The organism is Methanohalophilus levihalophilus, from assembly GCF_017874375.1.
Lineage (GTDB): Archaea > Halobacteriota > Methanosarcinia > Methanosarcinales > Methanosarcinaceae > Methanohalophilus > Methanohalophilus levihalophilus.
In genome coordinates, this window is record NZ_JAGGLK010000003.1 from 156315 (window position 1) to 181306 (window position 24992).

At 43.3% G+C, this 24992-nt stretch carries 25 protein-coding genes, 1 tRNA gene and 1 other RNA gene; 8 read left to right on the plus strand and 19 right to left on the minus strand.

Features of this window, described 5'->3' with window-relative positions:
• Positions 1-48 precede the first annotated feature (48 nt).
• From aglJ to J2755_RS08145, 8 genes are all read right to left on the minus strand, one after another.
• The gene (aglJ, locus tag J2755_RS08110; protein WP_209681808.1) at positions 49-966 is read right to left on the minus strand and encodes an S-layer glycoprotein N-glycosyltransferase AglJ; all 918 of its coding nucleotides are present in this window, start codon (positions 964-966) and stop codon (positions 49-51) included.
• Between the two features lie 4 nt (positions 967-970).
• Positions 971-1522 (minus strand): TATA-box-binding protein, encoded by a 552-nt coding sequence (locus J2755_RS08115; protein WP_209681810.1) that lies wholly within the window; start codon positions 1520-1522, stop codon positions 971-973.
• A gap of 77 nt (positions 1523-1599) precedes the next feature.
• Positions 1600-2718 (minus strand): SMC-Scp complex subunit ScpB, encoded by a 1119-nt coding sequence (scpB, locus tag J2755_RS08120; protein ID WP_209681821.1) that lies wholly within the window; start codon positions 2716-2718, stop codon positions 1600-1602.
• A complete protein-coding gene (locus J2755_RS08125) occupies positions 2711-3541 on the minus strand; it encodes a segregation and condensation protein A (protein WP_209681823.1) in 831 nt (276 codons plus the stop codon). The genes scpB and J2755_RS08125 overlap by 8 nt, the downstream gene beginning before the upstream one ends.
• Entirely contained in the window at positions 3541-7062 is a 3522-nt protein-coding gene (gene smc / locus J2755_RS08130) for a chromosome segregation protein SMC (protein WP_209681826.1), read from the minus strand. The genes J2755_RS08125 and smc overlap by 1 nt, the downstream gene beginning before the upstream one ends.
• Before the next feature lie 25 nt (positions 7063-7087).
• A complete protein-coding gene (locus J2755_RS08135) occupies positions 7088-7786 on the minus strand; it encodes a hypothetical protein (protein ID WP_209681828.1) in 699 nt (232 codons plus the stop codon).
• Between the two features lie 79 nt (positions 7787-7865).
• Positions 7866-10535, minus strand: coding sequence for an AAA family ATPase (locus tag J2755_RS08140; RefSeq protein ID WP_209681830.1), 2670 nt, complete (start codon positions 10533-10535; stop codon positions 7866-7868).
• Entirely contained in the window at positions 10532-11887 is a 1356-nt protein-coding gene (locus tag J2755_RS08145) for a metallophosphoesterase family protein (protein WP_209681832.1), read from the minus strand. The genes J2755_RS08140 and J2755_RS08145 overlap by 4 nt, the downstream gene beginning before the upstream one ends.
• Positions 11888-12000: 113 nt before the next feature.
• Between J2755_RS08145 and J2755_RS08150 the strand changes: the two genes are divergently transcribed.
• Positions 12001-12729 (plus strand): glucose-6-phosphate isomerase family protein, encoded by a 729-nt coding sequence (locus tag J2755_RS08150; protein WP_209681836.1) that lies wholly within the window; start codon positions 12001-12003, stop codon positions 12727-12729.
• Between the two features lie 59 nt (positions 12730-12788).
• Positions 12789-13547, plus strand: a complete 759-nt coding sequence (locus J2755_RS08155) for a DUF128 domain-containing protein (protein ID WP_209681839.1) — start codon at positions 12789-12791, stop codon at positions 13545-13547.
• On the opposite strand, the gene J2755_RS08160 is transcribed toward J2755_RS08155, so the two are convergent.
• Complete coding sequence (locus tag J2755_RS08160) at positions 13540-14922, minus strand: single-stranded-DNA-specific exonuclease RecJ (RefSeq protein ID WP_209683298.1); 1383 nt, start codon at positions 14920-14922, stop codon at positions 13540-13542. The two genes, J2755_RS08155 and J2755_RS08160, sit on opposite strands and share 8 nt — an antisense overlap.
• Position 14923: 1 nt before the next feature.
• Entirely contained in the window at positions 14924-15427 is a 504-nt protein-coding gene (locus tag J2755_RS08165; RefSeq protein WP_209681841.1) for a hypothetical protein, read from the minus strand.
• A gap of 106 nt (positions 15428-15533) precedes the next feature.
• Between J2755_RS08165 and J2755_RS08170 the strand changes: the two genes are divergently transcribed.
• Positions 15534-15731 (plus strand): hypothetical protein, encoded by a 198-nt coding sequence (locus tag J2755_RS08170; protein WP_209681844.1) that lies wholly within the window; start codon positions 15534-15536, stop codon positions 15729-15731.
• 14 nt (positions 15732-15745) lie between these two features.
• Positions 15746-16165 (plus strand): secondary thiamine-phosphate synthase enzyme YjbQ, encoded by a 420-nt coding sequence (locus J2755_RS08175; protein WP_209681854.1) that lies wholly within the window; start codon positions 15746-15748, stop codon positions 16163-16165.
• 27 nt (positions 16166-16192) lie between these two features.
• Here J2755_RS08175 and J2755_RS08180 read toward each other — a convergent pair whose 3' ends face one another.
• Positions 16193-16591, minus strand: coding sequence for a DUF1699 family protein (locus J2755_RS08180; RefSeq protein WP_209681856.1), 399 nt, complete (start codon positions 16589-16591; stop codon positions 16193-16195).
• 242 nt (positions 16592-16833) lie between these two features.
• On the opposite strand from J2755_RS08180, the gene J2755_RS08185 reads away from it, so the two are divergent.
• Positions 16834-17505 carry an MBL fold metallo-hydrolase gene (locus tag J2755_RS08185; protein ID WP_209681858.1) on the plus strand — a complete coding sequence of 224 codons (672 nt, stop codon included), beginning with the start codon at positions 16834-16836 and terminating at the stop codon, positions 17503-17505.
• Between the two features lie 17 nt (positions 17506-17522).
• Entirely contained in the window at positions 17523-17837 is a 315-nt protein-coding gene (locus tag J2755_RS08190; protein ID WP_209681860.1) for a ribonuclease P protein component 4, read from the plus strand.
• Here the strand turns inward: J2755_RS08190 and J2755_RS08195 are convergent, their stop codons facing one another.
• The 3 genes from J2755_RS08195 to ffs all read right to left on the minus strand — a co-directional run bounded on the left by J2755_RS08195 (position 17838) and on the right by ffs (position 18578).
• A complete protein-coding gene (locus J2755_RS08195) occupies positions 17838-18071 on the minus strand; it encodes a hypothetical protein (protein ID WP_209681862.1) in 234 nt (77 codons plus the stop codon). It abuts the gene before it with no gap.
• Positions 18072-18125: 54 nt separating this feature from the next.
• Positions 18126-18210, minus strand: a tRNA-Ser gene (locus J2755_RS08200).
• Between the two features lie 53 nt (positions 18211-18263).
• An RNA gene (gene ffs, locus J2755_RS08205) (signal recognition particle sRNA) lies at positions 18264-18578 on the minus strand.
• Positions 18579-19109: 531 nt separating this feature from the next.
• Here ffs and J2755_RS08210 point away from each other — a divergent pair.
• Positions 19110-19760 carry a YggS family pyridoxal phosphate-dependent enzyme gene (locus tag J2755_RS08210; protein ID WP_209681865.1) on the plus strand — a complete coding sequence of 217 codons (651 nt, stop codon included), beginning with the start codon at positions 19110-19112 and terminating at the stop codon, positions 19758-19760.
• 22 nt (positions 19761-19782) lie between these two features.
• Here J2755_RS08210 and J2755_RS08215 read toward each other — a convergent pair whose 3' ends face one another.
• The gene (locus J2755_RS08215) at positions 19783-20640 is read right to left on the minus strand and encodes a YihY/virulence factor BrkB family protein (RefSeq protein ID WP_209681869.1); all 858 of its coding nucleotides are present in this window, start codon (positions 20638-20640) and stop codon (positions 19783-19785) included.
• Between the two features lie 126 nt (positions 20641-20766).
• Between J2755_RS08215 and J2755_RS08220 the strand changes: the two genes are divergently transcribed.
• Positions 20767-21009 carry a transcriptional regulator gene (locus J2755_RS08220; protein ID WP_245312848.1) on the plus strand — a complete coding sequence of 81 codons (243 nt, stop codon included), beginning with the start codon at positions 20767-20769 and terminating at the stop codon, positions 21007-21009.
• Between the two features lies 1 nt (position 21010).
• On the opposite strand, the gene J2755_RS08225 is transcribed toward J2755_RS08220, so the two are convergent.
• From J2755_RS08225 to J2755_RS08240, 4 genes are all read right to left on the minus strand, one after another.
• On the minus strand, positions 21011-22375 hold the full coding sequence (locus J2755_RS08225; protein ID WP_209681870.1) for an ATPase domain-containing protein: 1365 nt from the start codon (positions 22373-22375) through the stop codon (positions 21011-21013).
• A 73-nt stretch (positions 22376-22448) separates the two neighbouring features.
• Entirely contained in the window at positions 22449-22685 is a 237-nt protein-coding gene (gene xseB, locus J2755_RS08230) for an exodeoxyribonuclease VII small subunit (RefSeq protein ID WP_209681871.1), read from the minus strand.
• On the minus strand, positions 22675-23901 hold the full coding sequence (gene xseA / locus J2755_RS08235) for an exodeoxyribonuclease VII large subunit (protein ID WP_209681876.1): 1227 nt from the start codon (positions 23899-23901) through the stop codon (positions 22675-22677). The genes xseB and xseA overlap by 11 nt, the downstream gene beginning before the upstream one ends.
• 78 nt (positions 23902-23979) lie before the next feature.
• Complete coding sequence (locus tag J2755_RS08240; protein ID WP_209681888.1) at positions 23980-24990, minus strand: Coenzyme F420 hydrogenase/dehydrogenase, beta subunit C-terminal domain; 1011 nt, start codon at positions 24988-24990, stop codon at positions 23980-23982.
• Between the last annotated feature and the right edge of the window lie 2 nt (positions 24991-24992).

A 24992-nucleotide genomic window follows, 5' to 3' on the forward strand; every position in this document is an offset into this window, starting at 1 on the left:
AATGGGATTTAACTTGAAATCAAATAAAACTGATTGAAAACTCTTGCATCATTTTTGGTTTTTACGCATCATTCTCATGGTTTCCCTGTGAAGTGAAACAACCAGATCGCTTAGCATACCAAAAATCAGCATCTGAATTCCCGAAATAATCAACAGTGCTGTCAGGATTGTCATGGGAATACGTGTGACACCTTGCAGCCATTCACTTATGACAAAAATGCCTGTTATTGTTCCAGCAACTACAAATCCGCCGCCTATGGCTCCAAAATAGAACATTGGATTATGTAGTTTTGCCAGCTTGTAGATGGTAGTGCCAATTTTAAATCCGTCTGTTAAGGGATTGAGCTTTGTAGCTCCGCTTGAATGCCGGGTAATGTAGGTAATGGGGACCACTTCAATCCTGTGCTCCTTCCTTACACTATCAACGGCAATTTCCGTTTCAATCTCAAAGCCGGTTTCATTAAGGTGGAAATCCTTTATTGCCCTCTTTGTAAATCCCCTGTAACCTGATAAAATATCTTCAAGCCAGATCCCGTATGCCAGGCCAAAAAGCTTGTTAAGCATCTGGTTTCCCAGGAGATTTAGTTTTGTGAAAGCACCTTTTTCATAATTAGCAAACCGATTTCCAATTACCTGGTCTGCTTTGCCTTCAACAAGTGGTTCAATCATCGTATAAATATCACTTGCAAGATATGTCCTGTCCCCATCAGTCATCACTACGTAGGGGCTGTCAATCATCTCGAAAGCCTGCTGAACAGCCTGACCTTTTCCCTTTGCATGCTGCACTTCGACACGCGCACCCTCGGCTTCTGCCAATTCACGGGTTTTGTCGGAACTATTACCATCAATGACAAAAATATTGTGGAACCCTTCTTCATGAAAGTCCCGGATAAGTTGCTGGATAGTTGCTTCCTCATTCAGGGTTGGAATGAGGATGCAAACACTATCCTTATCAAAATCAATCATTTAATTACAACAATCCCATATTTTCAAGCTGCTGCCTGACGACCTCAACACCCTGCTCACAGTTCTCAGGTGATTTTCCGCCGGTGACAACAAGCTTCCCTGAACTGAAAATAAGGACAACAACTTTTGGTTCGTCAATCCTGTAAACAAGTCCCGGGAATTGTTCTGGCTCATACTCAATGTTTTCAAGACCAAGGCCAATAGCGATTGCATTAAGGTTCAACACGGCTTTCAGGTCTGCTGATGCAACAATATTCTGCACTGTAATTTCAGGGTTCTTGATTGTCTCAATTCCAATTCCATTGAGTTTCTTTGCCATGTCTGCAATTACAGTGTGTACGTCATCAACGTTTTTTGCACCGGTGCATACTACTTTACCTGAAGTGAAAACAAGGAATGCAGCCTTTGGATCAGACACACGGTAAACAAGTCCGGGGAACTTCTGTTTATTGTATTCCGCACCTTCAAACTCTGCTTCGATTTTAGTAAGATCAAATTCTTCGGCAAGTTTTGTGGAAGCCACCACATTTTCGATTTTAATGTTATAATCAGCCATGATTTCTATTCCTTGTATTTAAAAAATATAAGTATTGATGTAGCTTATATAAGCACCCTTTTCATTTATAAACCTATTTAAATGCTTTTACCTTCAGCCTTTACATTTTTGAGCCCATTTATTATGGTTTCGTATTTTTTAGATACTCTTTCCACTATATTTCCATCTATGGATTTGTGGGTTGGGATAAGCAAAGCAGCATCAGAATCGATCTCTGTGCTATCGCTTGTGGTGCCGTAATCAGGTGCTATTTTCACTCCTTCAGGAGAGATGCCTATATGGAGATCATTAAGAATCCTCGAAACCATTTCCGTTGCAGGATAGGCTTTGAGTTCAATTGTCATGGCCTTTGATACATATTCTTCCCGAAGTTCCTTTACACGGGAAATATTTTGTTCCGTAATTTCAGGGTCACCTGATTCCTTCAGGATTTCCATAATTCCAATAATATCATCAAATGTCGTGGAGCCAGCTTCAATAATTTCCCCTGCATAATTGGTGGAAACCTTTTCAGTGTAACCCTTTGAAATAATTAGCTTGAAAACAGTGTCCAGAGTGTCCAGATCTTCTTCGGTGGGGCTGTAAGCATTTACAACCTTGAAATCCTTTATTCCACACAATTCCGCCAGGGATTCGTACATAGGGGTAAATCCGATATACCTGCGCCCAAGCCAGCGATCCAGTCCTTCTTTGCCACTTTGCTCTCTGGAAAGTTCCATGATCTTCTTTCTGATAGCTTCAGGATTGTTTTCTTCCAGATTGAAGTAATCGGCAAAAAGAAGTGTTGTGGTCAGTATCTTTGAACGCCCTTGTGGTTCTGCTTCCACCAATCCCCTTCCAATCAGTTCCTTGATGTGATCGTAGGCTGTATTTCCTCTCAGATCAACAATGTCGGATTGTATGACCGGCTGGTGATAGGCAATCATTGAAAGAGTTCGCAAGAGGGGCGCAGTCATTTCCTTTGGAGCAAAGGGACGTACTTTATCCGAATACTGAGGCTTGACCTGCATCACATAACGCTTGCCAAGATCGATTATTTCAAGGCCTGCATCCCGGGTTTCATAATCGAGAATAAGTTCCTCTACGATTGTGAGTGTTGTTTTTTGCTTTTTACCTACAAGTTTTGCCAGTTTGTCCAGTTCTACTGCTTCCCCTGCTGCAAAAAGCGCTGCTTCGATAGCGTTCTTTTCACTCATTTACCTCGTTCACTCCTTCAGTAAGCGCGCTCATCCCATTTCGCGGATATATGTATAGTTCGCCGAACAGCTCTTTCTGGCAAAGGCATACTCCTTTATCGGCAGCCAGGAAAAGGAGGGATAAATATGTCATAATTCGCTCGGATCTCTCGGGAAGTTGCTCGGTAACTTCGGAAAACGTAATGCATTCCTTTCCCTGGAGCATTTCCTCAATCATCTCTTGAAGACTCTCCGATCTTCCTTTTATGTCTTCCTCGTGTGCAATTTCAAGAACATCGTCGGTTGAAGGGATCTCCGCCTGTCGTTCGGCATTTTTTCTCCTTCTTTCCGTCCTTTTTGTTTCAACCCTCTCAGCTTTCTTGAGTTCGTTAATCAATTCCTGCAAGGTTACAGGACGGGTGGCGCTTCTGCGAACAGGCAGGCTCGGTACGGGATAATCATCAACATCCTGAAAATCAAGGTCATCGTCAAGAGGCTCTTCAAGTTCATCTTCTTCCTCCTGTACGATTCCGGTTGATTTCATTCTCAGGAGAATAGCAGCATAGAGTAGTGTTCTTCCTGAAATTCTCAGGTCCATCATTTTCATTTCTTCGATTTTTTCGAGGAATTTGTCAGTAACCTGAACGATATCGATGTCCCAGGGATTAATGCTTCCGCCTTTTGCAAAATTAACCAGGATTTCCACAGGCTCACAGAGAATGTCTTCGGGAATTTCGATATCTTCTTCTGCAACCCCAAGACTCCTCAAGGTCTCTATAAATTCAGGATTAACGGCATTTCCATTCTCGATTACGAGATGGGCGGATTCTTCCTGTCCTTCCATCACCTGATTTTCACACCTGTGATGCTGGTAATGTTCTTCTGCTGCATTGTAACACCGATGGTGCGTGCAGCACTTTCAATCATTGGTTTCCTCAGGGATACTACAATAAACTGTGCGTTATCTGCGGATTTTCGGATGCGTTGTGCGACCCTGTCAGCATTGTAACCGTCAAGGAACATATCAATTTCATCAAATGCGTAGAATGGAGCCGGGCGGAATTGCTGGATTGCAAAAATAAATGCAAGTGCAGTTAGACTCTTTTCACCACCTGACATGGCTTCAAGACGCTGCAGTGTTTTTTCTTTTGGTGAAGCTTTGAGGGTCATACCTCCGGAGAACGGCTCTTCCGGATCATCAAGTACAAGCTCTCCTTCACCATCTGAGAGTTCATGGAAGATGTCCTTGAATGCTTCATTGATACCATTATAGGATTCCATGAATGTGTCTTTCTTGAGTTGCTCATACTGATCAATACGCTCAAGAATCTGCTCCCTTTCATTGAACAGGATAGCACGGCGACTCTTCAAATCCACAAGCCTGCCTTCGACGTCTTCGTATTCGTCGATAGCTCGCATGTTGACAGGTTCCATGGCCTCCATTGCTTTTTCAATGGAAGCAATACGTGTGCGCACTGTTTCATATCCCGGAACCTCGTCGGTTTCTTCAATACCGCGTCTTTCAAGCTCGGTTTTGAGTTCTTCTGCCTGTTCATCGAGTGCCTTGCGGGTGGCTTCAAGAGCTTCCAGTTGAGTAAGAGCTTTCTCATGCCTTTCGCGGGCATTTTCGAAATCTTTCCTGAACAGTTCGTATTGTGATTCCTTATCACTGCGTTCCTGTTGCAATTGCCTGAGCTCTCCTTCAAGCTCCTGCTCACGGTTGCTTTTCTCTTCAAGTAGTTTTTCGAAATCTGTAATCTGGTTCTTAAGTTCAGCAATACGTCCCTGGCTCTCTTTCTTCTTGCTGTCAAGCTCTTCAATGTCCTGACGATGCTGCTGAATACCCTTGTCCGCATATTCCCTATCTAGATTCAGAGCGTTGATCTGCCCTTCAATATCCCTTATCCTGCCGTCAAGCCTGCGCATTTCTTCATCCATTTCCTCTGCCTGGCGGTTAAGTTCTGGAATTTCGGACCCTTCCAGTTCTTCTTCCAGACCACGAATGCGGCCGGAAATGTCTTTCTCAAGAGTTTCCTTCTCTGCCTTTTCAGAGACGACAGTTTCCATCTCTTCCTTGAGCTCTTTTCTGCTGGCTTCTATTTCTTTCAGGTCTTCATCACGGCCTGCAATAAGCTGACTGAGTCTTTCACCACGACTTGCTATTTCCTCAAGTTCCATCTGTTTTCTGGAAATATCCTTCTCAAACTGCTGCATGTCCCTGTTTATGGAAGAAATATGTCCCTCAACAGAATCCAGTTTGCGAATCATTGATTCCCTTCTGGATTCAAGCTCCGTGAGTTCCTCTGCAAGTTTGGTAAGTTTTCCCTTCTCAGATGCGGCAAATGATAATCCTGATTTTTTCTGGGAACCGCCTGTCATGGCACCACTTTTTTCGACTAGTTCTCCTTCGAGGGTAACCATTCGAAGACCGCCCATGAGCTTGCGAGCGTTCTCAAGGGTATCCACTACAAGGGTATCCCTGAATACGTACCAGAAAGCACCTGCGAATTTGGATTCAAAATTAATGAGATCAATTGCATAGCCTACAACTCCCTTCCTATCAGACATATTCTTGTAAGGCCGTCCTTCTTCCAGCTTATTCATCGGGAGGAATGTAGCTCTTCCCGCACGTCTTCTTTTCAGGAAATCAATTGCTCGGGAGGCGTCCTCGTCGCTGTCAACAACAACAGCCTGCATTCTCCCGCCTGCCGCAATTTCAAGTGCAGTGGAATACTTCTGGTCCGCCCTGCCAAGTTGTGCGATAGTTCCGTGTATACCGGGTAAACCGTGATGTTTTTTCTCCTGCAGAACGGCTTCAACCGCCCTTGAATATCCGCTAGAATCCTCTGCGGCACGAACCCGGGCTTCAAGCATAGCATAAGAGTGCTGTTTGTTGCGAACTTCTTCAACGAGTTCGGACATCACCTGTTTTACCTGGTGACGGTTGCTTTCCAGATCATCAATATCTTTGGTGAGGGCTTCAACCTGCTCGTTGAGCTTATCAATGTCATATTGGACGGATTTTGTATCGCTTTCTGCTGATTCCGCCTTTTGCTTTGCTTCTTCGATCTCTTTCTGGATATCCATGGCGTCTGCAGACTTTCTCCTCAGGGCATCAAGAATGCGATCTTCCTGTCGCATTAGTTCGTTTTTATCGCTTTTCGTCTTCTCAAGCTCATCCCTTAGAGACGTAAGCTGATCCCTTGTCTGGGCAAATTTCTCATCAACGTCAGCAATCCTGCTTTGCAGGATCATCCTTTGGGTTTTTTTGTCGGAACTTTCCGCTTCCACAACTTCTTTCTGAGCGTTACGCTCCTCTATTTCAGAGTCAAGAGCTGTAATTTTCCCTTTTGCTTCATCAATCTCGACAAAAGTCCTGCGCCTTCTGCTTTCGATCTCCTCAATCTCTTTTTCGGAAAGCTCGATGCGATCATTGCATCTTCCAATATCCCCGCGTATACCTTCGATTTCCTTGCGGATCAATATCTGCTCGTCTTCACCCTTTTTCTGGATATTGGCATTGAGTTCCTTGAGCTCTTTTTCGATGGAGTCCAGTTTCTCTTTCCTGTTCTCAAGTTCCTGCTCCAGCCCTTCTATTTTCTCGCTTTTTTCAGAGAATTCCTCTTCCACGCGACTAAGCTCGGTTTTGGCATCCTTGAGTTTTGCGAGGAGAACAAATCCCTCATACTTCATTTTCTCTTCTTTGAGGGTGCGGTATTTGACAGCCTGATCGCGTTCGCCTTTGAGTTTGTTAAGCTGGGTTTCAACCTCATCAATAAGGATGTCCGCACGTTCAACTCTCTCACGGACGATTTCCAGCTCATTAAGGGCCCTGTCCTTCTTGCTGTCAAATTCAGAAACACCTGCAATCTCATCAATAATCTTGCGGCGTTCTGTAGGTGTCATTGTAATGATACGGGTGACATCTCCCTGCATTACCACATTGTAGCCTTCAGGGGTCACTTTTGCTTTTGCAAGGTAATTATGGACATCCGTTAAGCTCACGGATTTCCCGTTAAAATAAAAATAGCTGTAGTAGCCGTTTTCCGTACTTCGGACTTTTCGGGAAATTATGACTTCATCAGCATCCACAGGCAGTTCCCGATCTTCATTGTTAAAATGGATTGTAACCTGTGCATAATCGGGTTTTTTGTTTTTATCGCCGTTGTAAATTAAATCTGTTAGTTTTTCAGCTCGTAAAGTACGTGAGCTTGAAAGACCGAGAACAAAGAGCACACCGTCTATGATGTTTGATTTACCGCTCCCGTTAGGGCCGGAAATCGTTGTAAAATCGTCAAAAAAAGGAATTTTCACTTTTTTGCCGAAGGATTTGAAATTAACAAATTCTATTTCCTTAATGTACACGTCAATCCTCGTTAACTTGGAAGGATTATTTCCTGCGGGTAGTGGTTATAACCGTGTCTTCATCTTCCCTGTTTTCAACGGTTTCGAATTCAGTTTCCTGTTTTCTTCTGATGCGGCTTTTTTCTTCGGCAACTATATACTCACAATCGTCGCCCGCTCTTTCGTTGCAAGGTCTGGATGTGGTGGTATTTTCTGGTATGATCAGTAAATCATCCTGTGCTTCATTCACGACGCTTGATTCGCTTTTCGGAACACTTTCATTTATATCCCTTATATTAAAACTCATGGTGCGTCGTGGTTTTTCTGGCTCAGGTATTGTGGCTTCTTCAGGCTCAGGCGTGGGCGGTATTTCAGGTTCAATTCTTTCAATAACCGGAGGTTGTGGAGGTGTCCTTCTAACAAATAGATTGTCGGAGATTCCGGTGTGTGGTCTGGGTTCCACTGGAGTATTGTCTTCTCGTTCAGGAGTTTTGATTTTCTGGATCATGGATTTCTGATCAAGCAGTTCATCCATAACTCCACTAACAGTATTGGTAAGTTCCTGAACTTTTTGTTCAAGCCTTATAAGGCGGTTGTTAATCTCCAGATCGCTTCGGAGATCATCGCGTAATTCACGAATAATAGAGTCTCTGAGTGTGGTTTTGATCTGTTCCACTTCTTCGCTCTTCTGTAAAAGCTGCTTTTCAAGCCTTTCTATTACAAAATCCCTTTGGCCCGCTTCCAATTTTGCACCTCGCAAACCTGTCTTTCCCTCTTTGTTTTATTTAAAAGGCAATTCTATATAACTTATTGCTTTTCGTTCGTTACCGGGAACTAATTGTGGAAATATTCGTTGTTGGATCTTTTTCAACCTCAAACACATTGTCTGCCGAATCAATAAGCGTTTCGTCGTGTGATACAATAATAATCTGTCCGGCTCCGGTTTCCCGCATTAGGTCAATAAGTTTGATAAGCTGGTGAACATGTCCTCGATCAAGGAATACAGTTGGTTCATCCAGTATCAACGGAGGCATCTCATTATTGTAGGCGCCGCCATCCAGTCCCCTTGAAAGCAGACGGTAAATTGCACACCGCAACACCAGATTAAATATTGCCCGCTCTCCTCCGCTAAGGAGTTTTGGTTCCAGAGGTGTTCCGTCTTTCTCGTAAACCGTAAGCTCGTAATCACTGTCCAGTTGTATTCTGGAATATGCATTGTTGGTATACATGAAAGAGAAGATTTCATTGAGCAACCTGTCAAGAGCTTCGATATTGCGTGCACGTAAATCTGCCCTCAGTCTCAGGTACATCTCTTCAAGTTCTTCCGCTTCTTTGTAAACGCCATCAAGATATGTTTTCTTATTGAGGAACAGCTTTAATCGATCTTTGAGTTCTTTCTGTCTCTCAATTGCACTCTCAACCTGCCCCATCTCCACCAATGCTTCATCCTTCTGGCTGCGAGTCCTGTCTATTTCCCCTGACAGGCCGGTGTAAGCCATTTCCAGTTTTTTGTGATTCTTCCGCAACTGGATCGGGTCATTTTCCCCCATATTTCTCTTAATTTCATCCACATGTTTTTTCTGGGACAGGATCTGCTTCTCAATAAGATCGGCTTTTTCCTGCAACTCTTTTTCCTTTTCATGCAGGTGTTTTGTCTCGGCTTTCATTTCCCTGTACTCAAGCATGTTCCGGGAAAGCCTTTTCATCTGGTTCAATTTTCCTTCAAGCAGCTTATGCTGTAATTCTGCTTTCTCTTTTTCAGCATTCAGGTTTTCCAGTTGTATTCCAAAACTGGAAATGTCCTGACTGGATTTTTCCAATTGTTCCTGTAGCTGTTCTCTTATCTTTGTTTCTTCTTCAATTTGAAAATAGTAGTCTGCAATGGTACTTCTCGAAGTGGTGAGTTGGTTCTCAGCAAGCTGAATCTGATGCTCTAGTCCTGTTATTTTGTCCCGGTACTTTTTTGCCAGATTCACCAGTTCCACTTTGGCAAGAATCTCCTTTTCCTCAGCTTCCACTTCACCAAACTGCTTCTTTAGTCCATCAAGCTCTTTTTCTTCGGTTTCAGTGCTTTCGTTAATAGGAGATCCGTGCATGTCCTGTCCGCAGGTGGGACAAAAACCCTTGTCAATAAGCGCATAGTTCTTGGCAATCTGCTCCGATAATCTGGTGATGTTTGTCTCCAATTCCACACGCTTGCCGTGGAATTGGTGCCTTCGGTTTACTATCAGGTCATCAATCTCATCAAGATTTTCCGATTTTTTCCGGTCAAAACCGATTTCGTCAAGTTGCCGGTAGATGCTGTCAATTTCTTTTTGCAGCTCTGAAATTCGCATTTCTGAACTTGAAGAGGCATTCTCCTTTTCGCGAATTTGCTCCTGTAATCGGGATATTTTTGCAGTGATATCAGTCTGGCGTTTTTGCAGATTATCAACTTGCTGCTTAGCATTTTGCTGGCTTTGAAGGGTAGTTTTTTCATCTGTTTTGATGTTTTCAATGGAAGTATAGGCTTTTCTCTCCTCATCCCTTGCATTTTCCAGCAACACATCAATGTCCGAGTCAGTTTCAATTTCGATTTCTCTTTGGAGCATTCCGATCTCTTCACTAAGATCGTGGCAGGATTTTTCCAATTCGAGAATTCTGCTGCGGGAATCACTTCCTGACTTCAATACAGTGCTTTTCTGCCCCTGAAGTTCCTTAATTTCACCCATCAACTTGTTTTTCTGCTTTTCCATTTCAGTATAGGTTTCAATTTGTTTCAGGATGAGGTCAATTGCACTTTTTGCACGTTCCCTTTTGTCACGCATATCGTTTAACTCGAGGTCAAACTTGCCGATCTTTTCTTTAAGCGTATTTAGCTGTTTTATGGGGGAGTGGGATTCTATTTTCTCAATCTCGTCTTTATGATCGCCAATCCTTGCTTCCACTTCGGTAATATGCCTTCGGAGCCCGGTCCGTGCTCCTTTTGCACGCTCCCTGTATTCCTCAAGCTTGCCTATCTGGAGCAGGTCATCAATCATACGTTGCCGTTCCTTTGGCTTGGCATTGATCAGAATGTCGATTTCTCCCTGCCGGATGTAGACGCAATTCCTATAAGCTTCTTCATCCATCCGAAGCAGTGCCCGGATATTGTCATATGTGAGGTTAGCATGGTCTGCAATAAGTTCCCCATCCTTCTCCAGACTCGTTTGGGAAGTAGCTGCTTTCCCGGTCTCCGGATTATTCCTGAATTGCTGTGCAATTTCGTAGTTATGCTCCTGATGCTCAAATTCAAGGACAATAGATGCGCTATCAGATCCCTTTCTAACCATGTCGGAAAGGACAAAATTTTTCGGGATTCCCTTACTGCCGAATAAACCAATAAAACATGCTTCAAGAAGGCTTGATTTCCCACTTCCATTGACGCCCGAAACTACCGTTACCCCGTCGTCAAAATCGAGTTCCATCTCCTCATAGCTTCGGATATTGTTTACCTGCAGTCGCTTGATTTTCACAGGTAATCCCCCAGGTTATATTGGCGAGGCTTCCTTTCCTTCTGTTTTTCCTCTCTTTCACTGACAGCTGGTTCTTCGGGTTCAACGCTATCATCTTCAGGAGTTTGTGGAAGAAATTCCGGTGTTTCCTGAATTTCAGTATGGATGGTTTCCTCCACTTTTTCAGGTATCTCTTCCTTTTCGATTTCATCCGTTTTGCTTGCAGTTTCTGGAAGCTTGCTGAAGTCCATCTCCTCCAGCATTTTTCGGAAAGCATCTTCGGAAGCGTGATCGATATTGGATTTAGGAATTGTTAAGTCCCTGACAATTTCATCTATCAGGAGGCCACCTTTGGTAAGTCCCATTTTCCTGATTTCTTCTTTTACGGCTAAATCAGGATCTGCAAAACTGATTTTGGGTCTCTCTTCATCTCCTTCCTGTCCTGAAATTCTTTTATCATTGATCCTGCAGGCAATTGCTCCTTCTTTCAGAATGAACTCTTCAATCTGGTTATAGGAAACATCCTGGGATGTGTCTCCATCGATTTCCAGGAAAACGACACTATCAAGGACATCGTTTTCCTTAATTGCGTTAAAAATATCCCTGTAGGTTTCGGAATCCGGTTTGAGACTTACTTTGAGGTACAGGAAATCCCTTGTCTGGAGATTACGTCTTCCAATATCAATGTCCATGTCACTTATTGTAATCAGGTTGTAGCCACGCGTCTCCTTCTCCGCAGCACTGTTTCTCTCGGTACTGCCCGGGTAAGTAAGCCATGTATCACCGATCTTTGTTTTTTCATACTTATGGTAGTCCCCCAGAAGCAAGGCATCTATCGAAAAAGGCATTGATGAGATGAGTTTTTCGGTATCCCACTCCCCGAACGGAAACGGAGTTACAAGTTGGTGCATCGCAAGAAAAACGTGATTGATATTTTCTGGAGGGTTGGAAAAAACAGAATAATCAAATCCTGCAATTTTTGGTTTCGGGATGCTGTCAATTCCATAGATTGCACAGTTGCTGAGAACATACGGCTCGCTTCCTAACCTTGCTGCAAGTTCCATGCTCTGGAAAAGATCCAGCCACTGTGTATTTTGTTTACTTTCGTGGTTCCCGACGATTGCAAGAAAAGGAATGTTTGAAGCTTTTAGGCGGGAAAGAATTTCCATTGTCTGTAGAATGTCTTCCAGAGTTGGATTCCTTGAGTCAAACAAGTCGCCGGCATGGATTATCGCAGCAACATCCATCTCAATTGCATCATTGACAATGTTTTCAAAAGCTTTCAGGAAATCATGCCTTCGGATATCGCTGTGATACTGCCTGTATCCAATGTGTGTATCAGCGGTGTGTATCAGTTTGATTTCCTCTGCCATCGTCTCTCCTTTCTTATGAAGGGGTCATTGATCTTAAGCATTTTCATGGAAACGTTTAACATTTTTGTACTTTTAGTACCTATAGTTATTTAGGGGTAGAAATGAGGGATTTGATGGATAATAAGATTACATTCGGAGGAAAAAAGCATACGCCCAATGTTCGTATGCTCAGCGACATGGATGAAGTAGTCTATGATCGCAAATGGCTGGAAAATGCCGAAGACAGGGAACTTTACTATATGTATCGTGACCTGTACCTTACAGAAGATGATCACACAGTAATCTCTGAATATGATTTGAGATATGATATTACTATAATTCCTGCCGGGATGCTTGGGGACGAATACATTAAGACAGCAGGGCATTTTCATCCGGTAGTTCCAGGGACTATTATTGCCTATCCAGAGGTTTATCAGGTTCTTGAAGGGGAAGCAACATACCTTCTGCAGCATGATGATTCAACGGATGTTTCCGATGTGGTGGTCATACGTGCTTCAAAAGGGGACATTGTAGTCATTCCTCCAGATTACGGGCACATTACAATAAATGCTTCATCAGAAGATCTTAAAATGGCTAACTGGGTTTGTACCAGTTTTTCTTCCATATACCGCCCAATACAGGAAAAGGCAGGGGCTGCCTACTACCTGCTTAAGGATGGTTTTGTGAGAAATCCTTCCTATAACAGTGCGGCTGAAATCAGGTATGTAAAGCCTCGTGAATTGCCTGAATTTGGTCTGGTTCATGGAAAAGACATGTATGAGCTTGTCAAAGATCCGGAAAAACTCCGTTTCCTGACAAGGCCGCAGGAATTTATGGGGTCTTTGTCCCGGCTTATTTCCTGAGACATCAAACATATATCCAATGGGCTTCATTCCCTATACAAACACATTCAGGTGTAGGGATGCAGGAATATAACAACCCTGTCTTATTCATGTCTTCAAAGATTGAGAACATGATGTTTAAGACAACTCTTGATCTCAGTACAATGGAAGGGGACATTATTGTAAATGTTTCCCTTGTGGATGAAGTTGATCTTGACCGTGTTCTTGAAGTGATGGGCGTGGCTTTCAATAGTGGCCTGTCAATCAGTCCTTTTCTTAAGTTATTGCATGCTGGTGAGACGATCGGCGGCTTTAAAGTACCTTCCGGGAAAGTCGGTATTGCCACCATGTGCAGTATTACAATTGATGGACTTCTGTTGAAATCAGGTGTTTTGGCCAATCCTAAGTTTGGAGGAGTTGTCCAGATACATAACGGCTTACCGGTTAGGTTCACCGATGTGTTGACCTACGCAAGTACTACCATTGATCCGCTTGAAGTCCTGATGTCCCAGGATATTACTTCGGTTTTGCAGATGTTGCATACCGGTTCCGGGAAAATCCTCGCAAACCTGAGAGAAGTGCACATGTCTGCGAGGGATGAGATCGACAGGATTCTCTACGAGATGATGGAAGTCGGTATCAGCGGAATTCTGGAAGTCGGCGAGCCCAATAGCCGTGTGCTGGATGTGCCGGTGGAACGTGATCACCTTGGTCTGGTGGTCATAGGCGGGACAAACCCAATGGCCATTGTGAAAGAGCAGGGCATGCACATAAAAACAAATGCAATGTCAAGCATTGTTGACATTGGTTCCATGGGTCATATAGAAGACTTCATCTGACCTGCTGGCCGATTATCTGGTTAAGTCTGGTTACAAATTCCTGTTTTGAAGCTGCTGGTATTGTGGCACCGGCTGCGATATCATGTCCTCCGCCTGCTCCCCCGACTTCGGCTGAAGCTTCAGACATTGCTTTTGAAAGATTAAGTCCACGGCGGATAAGATCCTGACTTCCCCGGGCTGAAACCTTTACGCCGGAATCCGCATCTGCAAACGCTATTATAGGCTTGTTCCGGTTTCCGATGGCTGTAGTACTCATTCCTGCAATAATGCCTACAATTGTTTCCTTGATGTTGTTTCCTGCATCGAAGTATTGCAGGTTTTCCATCTGGATGATGCCGTTTTCTTTTACAAACATCAGACCCTTTACAAGGTTTTGCCTGTGTTCGTAAAGCAATGTTTTAGCGCTATCATAAGCTTCCCCGCGATCTCCCATACAAACGGCCAGCCCTACATCAGCGTGTTCATATCTGGCTGTGGCATTCAGCAGTGTGGAAAACTCGGACGCATCCCGCATTTCCTGTCCCTCCTTTTCATTTAGCAGGAGGTAGACTTCACCTATCATTCTCTCCACTTTGTAGGATGGAATTCCGGACTGAACGCAATGCTGTACAAGTGCCGACACTATCTTTTGTTTTTCCGGGATTTCGAGATCTATCCAGCGTCTCCAGCGCTCATCCCCGCTAAACCGGATTCCTATATCTGCAAGGAATTTAATGCATGCATCCTCGTCTCCTGTGAGCCCCGGGAGATATGGATCAGATGCGAATTGTAATAATTTGAAGACGGGTCGCGTTTGCTTCCCGAAAAGTGTTATGTCTTTATTGTAGCTTACAACACCGTTTTTGCTGCCTTCCTCCAGTATTATGCGATTGATTCCGGTTAGTTCCCCTTTTTTGAGGTGCTGGAGATCTCCCACAGCTCCCACGATTGCAAGGCCGGCAAGATCACGGTTATCTCCAAGTTCATTTGCAAGTATGTAGGTGGTACCCGATCCGCTTAACTGGTAGGAACCGTTAATCCCGAAAAGGTGGGGATTGAGGTGGAATTTCCCTGTTCCCTGTGGCTGGTGATGATCGGACACGACTGCATTAATCCCGTATTTGTTCATAGTTTCCAGCATTCCACTGCCCAGATCGGTGAAAATCACTACTTCAGGATTGATGTTAGCAATTTCCTCAATTATTGTTTCATCGAGTTGCTTCACAAACCGGATGTCGTATTCCAGTCCTGCTCTCTCCAGTGCGGTGCATATTATGGCTGCAGATGTCAATCCGTCAGCATCAATATGTGAGACTACGGATACAGAATCATGGTTCTGTATTTCAGTTGCACAGAAATACGCAGTTTCTTTCATCTGCGCAAACACAGTGTTCATATCACTTGTTTCCAATGTTGCAGTCTCCTTTTTCCCAGCATTCCGGCTCTATTAAATAGAATTTTCCGCTTCGTTTGATTTCGGGAAAATCCTGTATTTCCGATATCGTGTATTTCAGTTTTCCACTGGTATATTTCTCGGTTATGTTTGCCCAGGGTATTGCATAGGCTTCTCTTGTTTTCCCAACCCCGTGGCGCAGCTCAACCGCTAAAAATCCATTTCTGCCGGATTTATTAATATAATCTCCTATTCTTTCCACCTGATGAACCCCATTTTTGTCAACAGTAAAATGCTGGCTGAAATATAATGCATTAGCTCCCTTGTCTACAGAGATACTTTTGCACTCGATGCCAAGATAGTAATCCGGGTTAAGGGAATCAACAAGAACGTCCAGAAACTGCGGTGTAAAGCGGTGTTGCTTGATACGGTGTGCAACAGCCCGGATATTCTTTTCCTCAAAAAACTGGTTAAATGATTGTACCAGAGTTCTTTCAAATTCGGTCATATGTATCCTGAATGTGTTTTACTGTAGTTTTATCAGGATGTTCCTTAAATGTTGCCTTAAGCTTACTGCGTTAGTTTCATGTATGAGATATGCAATTCTATTTAGCATGGACAAGAAACCACTTGAAATTCTTCTTGCAATTGGATCCATTATCCTTTTCACCCTGATGCTTGTTATCGTACATTCAACATTTGGCGGTTCAGAAAGCGCTACCAATTATGAAGGATACGGCTATGTGGCTGTCTTAATGTTGTTTGTTCTTGGCGTTTCAGCTGCCGGCCTCAAGCTTGTGGATGTGAAGTAAACTAGGTGTTCCAAATGGCCGTTTACTCGGATGATTTTTCTTTTGAAATGGCCAAAGGCACTGATATTGTTGACATAACATCCCGGATTCTGGAATCCGTGGAATCTTCTTCTGTAAAAAACGGCATTGTCTGCGTATTCTCGCCGGGATCCACCGGCGCATTGACGACAATTGAGTATGAACCGGGTCTAGTTCATGATCTGGGAAATGCACTTGAGAGAATAATTCCTGAATTTCTTGAGTACAGGCATAATGAGCGCTGGCATGACGGGAATGGACATTCCCATGTGCGTGCATCACTTATCGGGCAAAGCATTTCATTTCCACTGATAAACGGTGAAATTCCACTGGGAACATGGCAGCAGGTTATCTGCCTGAATCTTGACAACCGGTCAAGGACGAGAAAAGTAATAGTTCAGGTAGTCGGTGAATAAAAAAGAAGCCCTGGCAGGACTTCGATTTTATTGCTGTTGCATTATGAAGTTGATGAAATCAGGGCTGAGTCTGGTTTCTTTTACCATTTTATCGGCAATTTTGTCTTCTGCAAGCCCTTCCTTCCTGTATTCGTCAATGCGGTCATAGACGTTCCTGGATACTTCGGAATACTCGTTGATATCCTTCCTGTGTCCCCAGACATCGCCTTCAAGAAGCTCTATTCCCTGCATTTCAAGATACATTTTTGCGGAAGAGGATATTGTTCTCTTGTAAGAGCTGGGTATGTGCAATGCTTTCACCTTTGGGCATTTGAGCACAAGGGTGAAGATGTCCGTGTTTGAAGGACGGAATGCGAGATGCACAATTTCCTCATCTTCATTTAATGTGTTTATTTCTTCTTTTGAGCTAACTACACGTATTTTCATTGTTGGTCCCTTCTGTCTTTGTTCAAGACTAATTTGTGAGGAAAAAATCTTTCAGATCTTCCACCAAAGTGTATATACAGAATCTATTCTATATAAAATTTATTCGAAACGGCAAAAGATTAATTTGGAGTATTTTTATCATCTGCATAACAGGCAGAAAAATCCTTTCGAATGCATTTTTTCATCTGAATCAGAAAGATTATACGCCTTGATAACTATCACAGCTAGCAGGAAGGTTGTTCATGAAAAGCTTTCAAACTGGATCCGTTACAATTGAATGGCTGGGCCATGCAGGTTTTGTTCTCAAGGACAGAGAGCATGTTGTTTACATTGATCCGTATAAAGTACCTCCATACGTAGGCCACGATTTGCAGGCGGATCTTCTTCTGATTACCCATGAACATCATGATCATTGTTCTCCGCAATCAATCACAAAAGTGAGGAAAAGTACGGCTACAACATTGATCCCGGAAAGCTGTAATCTTGAATTCCGTGGTGATGCAAGACGGATTGATGCAGGAGACATTTTGCATGATGAGCTTTCCATTAAAGGGCTCAATATAGAAGTTGTTCCTGCTTATAACATTGAGAAATCCAATCATCCAAAGGGAATGGGTGTTGGTTATATCGTTGAAATTGGTGGAAAGCGGATCTATCACGCAGGTGATACCGATCTGATTGAGGAAATGAAAAAAATCGATGCAGATGTTGCCCTCCTGCCCATTGCAGGATACGGAATGGATGAGAAAGCAGCTTCAGAAGCAGTTTCCTGGATTAGGCCTGAAGTCGTAATTCCAATGCATTATGGAACTCTGGAAGGAATGGATGGGGATCTCGATCTTTTTATTTCCCTTGTAAAAGAAAAAGCGCAGGATGTTGAAGTAGTCATTCTCGAAAACATTGTTGAAGGATAAAGAATAACAGGTGTAATATGTCACGCTCCCGCAAACAACAGAAATCTCTCATTAAAGAAATGGCTGCACAGCGCATACGCCGTCTTTTCGAGCTTGCGGAAGCGGAGTTTGAAACTCATCCTGAAAGAAGTTCAAGGTATGCTGCTCTTGCACGCAGGATGGGGATGCGACACCGTGTCCGCCTTCCGCGGGATTTGCGCCAAAAGGTATGCAGAAGCTGTGATTCTTATCTTGTTCCCGGAAGTACTTCAAGGGTCAGATTGCAGAAAAATAATGTTTGCATTACCTGCCTTAAATGCGGAAGAATAATGCGCTATCCTTACAAGCGTTGATCAGGATAAAACCAGTGACATAAGGTTTTTGAGAATATAGGCCCCGACAACTATGACAACCAGCAGTATGAGATAAATTGTCAGATTTCGATAGACCTCTTCTTTTTCAGCGCCTGCACGAATCCCAAGGGCGCCACAGCATCCTTTTGTTTCACATCCGTCGCAAGCGGAGGACTTTTTTTCATCTTGAGATGATTTTTGAATGACCGGAAGTTCATTCATGTGTTCTGACATGTGACAACCTCTGTGATTCTTATAGATATAAGTGACGACAAAAAAGTGTTGAAGCGACGAGAGGGGGATTCGAACCCCCGAGGCGCATAGCACCACAGGATTAGCAATCCTGCGCCATACCGGGCTTGGCTATCTCGTCACGCATCAGTCCATAAAGACTAACAGATATTTAATGTTTTTCTAGGTATAAGTTGACAGGCACGCCTTGGGTCGATGTCCTTCACACCAACAAGTGGTCTGCAATCTCTCCTCCACTCCGCAACCCTGAAAGCGATGTATGCTCACGGTAAGCCTGCTCCCTTCCGGGCCTCGGCCGTTCTCCACGATGAAGATGCAGAAACTGATTCTCCAACCAGTCCCCATATCACCACCATCCAGACAGGACGGGGCTTCGCAGTTGAGATCACAGGTTTGAAGATGATCCAGAGACCTTCCTTCGGCTTCGTCCCCCGCTTATCGACGATTTCGGGTTATAGATAACGCCGAGCTACCCGGACTAGCCTGCCATGCCCTAAATGGGCACGCTGGGTTATAAAAGTATTCCTTTTGTGTTTTTCTCGTCATGTTTAGCTATGATTTTTGATGGGTCATGCATCATTAACACAGCTGTCATTTTTTATTTTAACAAAATCGTCTAAGGAATAACCATGATTCACAAATTTTAATGGGAATTTATTAGTAAATCTATAGCGGTCATATCTGTGGCAAAGTTTTGTAGATGTAATTATTTTATACTTTGAAGCCTTAAAAAGGAGTAACATAGTGGGGTGGTACCGACGGAGGCAGATGGTTCAAAAAGCATCGCCTTCATGGGCCGTCTGCCCATCTCGTTTAAACACATGGGACGTCGGTGGTTTGTATAACAGCATTTCCACCCCACAAATTCTTATCCTGCACACTTATTCCCTTTTTGATTCTTTTGAGAAGTTGAAATCCAAACGAACCTCTTATATACAAATCACTTCACTTAATCCATACCGAGTTTGAATTGTATTACAAATCCATTTTATTTCAACACCAAAATCTCCGGAATTACGAATGTCAGTCGATGAAAACACAAAAACAGTTCTGAAGGAAATCGGAAATGTTAAACTCGTTTCCGTCACCAAGACCGTGGACGCTGAGCGGATAAATCAGTCTATCAGGGCAGGTGCAACAATCATAGGGGAGAACAGGGTTCAGGAATTTGAAGACAAGTGTGCTGAAATCCTGCCCTGTGAAAGGCATCTGATTGGTCATTTGCAGTCCAACAAGGTCAAAAAAGCTGTCCAGTATTTTGATATCATACAGTCAGTTGACTCCCTGAAGCTGATTCAGGACATTGACGGGAAAGCCGAAGCAATTGGAAAAGTACAGGAAGTTTTTCTTCAGGTAAATATCGGAGATGAACCTCAGAAATATGGCTTTGATCTCGATGAAATCAACTCTGTAGTATCCGAAATTCATTCATACGACAACATCCTTGTGAAAGGTCTTATGTGCATACCTCCGTATGGGTCTCCTGAGGAAACTCGTTTGTATTTCAGGAAAATGAAAGCGCTTTTTGATGAGATGAAAGGGGAGAATAGCGGCAATATCGATATTCAGGAACTTTCCATGGGTATGTCCGGTGATTACAGGGTGGCCATTGAGGAAGGGGCTACGATGGTGCGTGTCGGTTCCGGAATTTTCGGGAATAGGAAATATTGAATTTCCCATTACTTTTTCCATTTTATTGTGAGTTTGAAGATTTCACAGTTTGTTTCAAGGTATCAGAATACACCTTAATGAATTCAATCATTACCGTTACGATAATAGCTGAATAATACAACCACAAAAACACTGCCAGAAAAGCTCCAATCTGCGTGTAGACCGTTGTCAGACTGCTATACGAAAGGTAGAGGCTAAAAAGGTATTTTCCAAGGGTTATGAAAGCAACTGTTAGTATTGAACCAGCAGCAATGAACTTTGTTTCAATGCTCTTTTCCGGAAGTAGTGTGTAGATATATATGAAAAATACGGTGAGTACCAGGAAGTTAATCACAGCAGATCCGTATTGTATCAAATCAAGGGAAAACGGCAGGATCTCGTTAAGGAATTTTGAGATTATTGCCAGGAAAATTTCTGCAAGGATGCTTAATATAAGCAACAAGCTAAACATAAAAACCGCAATAAAAGAAGAGAGGCGTTTTTGCAACAATTTGCGGTACCATTTTTCTCTGGATTCTTTCAATCCCCACATGATGTTGATGGTCTTCTGCAAATGGATGAAAATATTGCCGGCGCTCCAGAGGAACAACACAAAACTGCTCAACAACCCAATGGTAAGAGAGCCGGTTTCCGGTAATTGCTGAAAAAGTAGATTCAGGGAGTTTACTATTTGCTCGTCTGCAAAGGGTGAAATATAATTGATGATCGCACCCTGCAACCGTTCCATTTTCAGAAACATTCCACCAAGGGAAAGCGAAAATAAAAACAGGGAAGGCAGGCTAAGGATCAGGTAGAAAGAAAGGGCTGCGCTGAACGAAGTTCCATTGTCAGCATTCCATTTTTTGATTGTCTGGATTGCAATCTTCCTGAGCTTTACCATAACATGCAATTACCTTATTTCTACAATTAGTTTACTCGTCGTACAATCTGGCTTCTTAAGGTTTTTTCGGAAACCTTAAGCAAGTGGTTTATAGTATGCGTCCCATATCGATAACTGGTGATATTTATGGAAGAAGAACTCATGGGTTTTGTTACAGGAAACAATAACAGACAGAAACTTTTGACTCTTCTGGGTTCCAAAGGGGAACTGGATGTAAAACACATTTCTAAACTCATGCATGTGATCGAACCTTCGGTTGAAAAAATGGTTTCCGAACTTGAGGAGAAAGGTCTTCTTTCCGGGAACAATGGCTTGTATTCCCTCACTGAGGAAGGTACTGCCATTGAGAGGAAAATCCAGAATATCTGATTTATCCTAACGTTATTCCTTTTTCATCTATCTGGAACTCTTTCAGCGTAAGATTGCTGGGTATCCCTCTTGCTTTCATTACCTGAAGGAGTCTTTTTGTAGTGTCTGCATCCTCGGTCATTTTGAGTACCAACAGAATATCCACTATAAAGGATGCTTCAAGGCTGTTTACTTTCTCCCATCCTGCACCTGTCATTTCGGTGGTGAAAAGTGAGGTTACACCTTTTTCCTTAAGGTAATTTGTGAGGGAATGCAGGAAACCCCTGAGTTTCATGGGATCAGTAATTGAAAGTTCAATATTTGGCAATCCATCAATCATTACACGTTTGGCATTGGATTGCTCAATATTTTCCTTGATAAGGTTGGAATATTTTGCAAAACAGATGTCTTGCAGGCCGTCACTCACAATAACCAGATTCCCGGAATCAACGTGCTTCCTGAAATCCCATCCAAAGGAGGCAGCGTTTTCAATTATCTGATCAACGGTTTCGTAAAAGGTCAAAATAACACATTTATCGCCGTTCTCAAGGCTCTTATTTATGAATTGCAACCCAAAAACAGTCTTTCCACTCCCGGGTTCGCCAGCAACAAGGATTGAGCTTCCGGATTGTAGTTTGTTGGAAATCATTTCGTCAAAGCCTTCGATTCCTGAAGAGATGACTTCACCTTTGATAATTTCACCATTAGCCTTGATATCAGAAAAAACCCTGAAATTTTCTGGATTTACAGAATAATTGAAACTCTGGATCATACATCCAATGCTGTATGGTGGTTCAACTCCTCTCATTTTCAGGATTTCCATTTCCTGGTATGAACGGGATTCCCGGCTGGATCTGGATAAGTAAATTATTCCATCCGTCAGGTGGCTTGCTACATTTTTGTGGATTTCTTCTTTCTCCAGCTCACCGATAAGGAAAGTCAATGCATTGGACTCCCGGATCATAGAATCAAGGGTGTAGAAAAAGCGTCTTCTTTCCTGTTCAACAAAACCAAAACCGATAGGTGTTATTGGATCAATTACTATCCTGTCAGGATTTACGGAAGTTATGACATTCCCGATATCAATAAGCGTGCTTAGGGGATCCTTTTCGGCATTTGCCCTATTAATTTCATGTACTTCTACGGAATCGTCAAGAAACTTGAATGTTGAAAGAGAAAGCCTGAACCTTTCGGCAGTTTCTGTAGTGAGAGGAATATACAGGGCTTTTTCTCCGGCTTTAGCGGCATTTGCCAGCATCTGTAAGGCCATTGTTGTCTTTCCCACGCCAGCACTGCCGGCAATGAGAATGGCGGCCGGTGACTTAAATCCCCCCAGGATATCATCCATTCCCTCGATATAACAAGGAACGTTCTGCAGTTCACTCATTGCATTTTCCTTATGAAATTAGGATTACTTATACTTTCTTGATTTCGATATGCAATGGAATTGACTTTGTTTTTTATTCCAGGAATGACTTCTCCAGAAGCCTGTCGCCTTCTTCCACGAGAACTTTGATCCTTTGTTCCATCTGGCTTAATTTTGTGTTGCAGGCAGCGGAGAGTTTCATTCCTCTCTCAAACATTTCCATGCTTTCTTCAAGGGAAAGTTCTCCTTCTTCAAGTCTTGAGACAATTTCCTCGAGTTCATGGAGATTGTCTTCAAAGCTGCGTTCATCGGGTTTTTCTTTATTTGCCATTATCTTCACCTTTTGTTTTTGGTGATTCAGGTTTAACATTTTCTACTATGCAATCGGCTTTTCCGTCCCTTAACAACACTTCAATAGAACTTCCTTTGCTAAGTTTCGCTACCGTGTTAATGACAACTCCATTTTCATCAAGCACAATCCCATAGCCTCTTGCTAATGTATTAAGGGGACTAACCGCATTCAATCGCCCGGCAGCGGACGAAAGCATGGCTCCCTTTGCTTCGATTCTGTACCTCATAATTCCGGGTAATCGTCCTGAAATTTCGTCTACATGCTGCCATTGTTGCATGTATAGACGTTCCAGTTTGGAAGGCTCGATGTGCCTTTTGAGACTCTCCAGAGACTGACGATGTCTCTGAAGAATGTGAATAATTTCGCTGCCAAGTGTTTTTTCGAGCTTTTCCACCCACCTTTTTGTTTCTTCCCTGTCAGGTGCTGCAATCTCGGCAGCAGCGGATGGCGTGGGTGCCCTTACATCAGCAACAAAATCTGCAATTGTGTAATCGGTTTCATGACCCACTGCAGAAATGATTGGAATCTTTGAGGAGTAAATAGCACGTGCAACCTTTTCCTCATTAAAAGACCACAAGTCCTCAAGGGAACCGCCGCCTCTCCCCAGAATGATAACGTCCACTTCTGCGCGGTCAAGCATTTCCAGTGACTTCACGATACTATCAGCAGATTGTTCTCCCTGCACAACGGTTGGTGCAAGTAGCATTTCAACTGGATAACGTCTTTTAAGGACATTTATGATGTCATGAACGGCGGCTCCTGTGGGGGATGTTGCAACTCCGACTTTCCGGGGGAAATCCGGCAGGAATTGCTTCTTTGCAGGATCAAAAAGACCCTCTTCATCAAGCCTCTTTTTCAATTGCTCGTAGGCTTTGTATAGTTCTCCGACTCCGTCAGGTCTCAGGTCAAGAACCTGAAACTGGTATTGTCCCCTTACAGTGTACAGGTCCACATTGCCGAAAACAAGGAGTTTCATATCTTTTTCAACTTCAAAACGAAGATTACGATTAACAGACCTGAAACTAACACAGCTGATCTGACTGTTTTCATCTTTTAGTGTAAAATAGTAATGTCCCGAACTGTGTTTGGTGAGGTTGGAAACTTCTCCCTGAAGCCACACTTGCTGGAGGGTTGGTTCGTATGTAATAACTTCACGTACGTGTTTGTTCAGCTCGGAAACTGTGTAGATGGCCATTAAGTCGGTGCTCCTAAAAGGAAAATATCAGGCCATGGGTATTATACTTTGGCGCAAGCTCCCTGAAACTATTAAAAGTTACTTTTCATGCAGACGCTCTTTTTTTCTGGAAGCCATTTTCTCAATGATGCTCCTTTCAACATCATCTGAGGTTAGCAGCTTTCCGGAATTTTTAGCGCTGCTGACAAATCGCTCACCAACTGGATTGCGAATAATCAGGGTAGTATGATTTTCCGGACTTCCAATTGAACCGGCCGAAATATCAGCTCTCTCAGCCGCAAAGTCATCACAATGATGGCACCCCCGCAGGATGCAGTCATCCAGTTCCTCAATGGGTATTACTTCTTTCCCGTCCTGAAGGACAAGTTCAAGTGCTCCCTTTACGTCCATACGCCGGATCTGCCAGGGTTCGATGTTCCTTTCCTTTTTGATTTTGGTGTCCATCAATTTGTCATAACTAAAACTTTCGGTACAGAATAGTCCGATGACCAGGGATATGGATTTTCCATATGGTTTCAGGAGTTCATGTTCACTTGTGCGAATCCTTTCTACTGCTTCAACCACACATGGGAGTCCCACAATGGCGATTTTCCTGTATCCTTTTGTAACGACAGCTTCCTTCAGGGCTGACAGGAGGGGTACCCACCAACTGTATCGACTTCCTGCACGGTAAATAAGGGCTTCTGAGGATGTGAGGACAACAGATGAAGGTTTGAGTGTCCACGGATTTTCTTCCACCGTGACGACTGCATCGAGTAATCCTTCTTCAATCCCGTTAACAAGAATTGCAGAAACCGCTCCTCCGCTCTGTTTCTTTTCCACTTCAAACCCGGCTTTGGCAGCGAGAATTTCAAATATCTCTCCCTCTTTTGTTTCCTCGCCGGAAAGGCGTGGACAGACTTCATAACAGGCGCCACAGGGAACTCCGTCGGAGACTTCCTTGCAGTAGCCTGTGGTTGTCGGCCTGACTTCGGTCTCATTATTGTCAAAATAAAGGGCATCTGCCGGGCAGATTGCTGTACAGCCTCCGCAACCGCTACAACGTCCGGTTTCCCAGACTTTCTCTTTAAGATCGAGGTAGTTTCCCATGA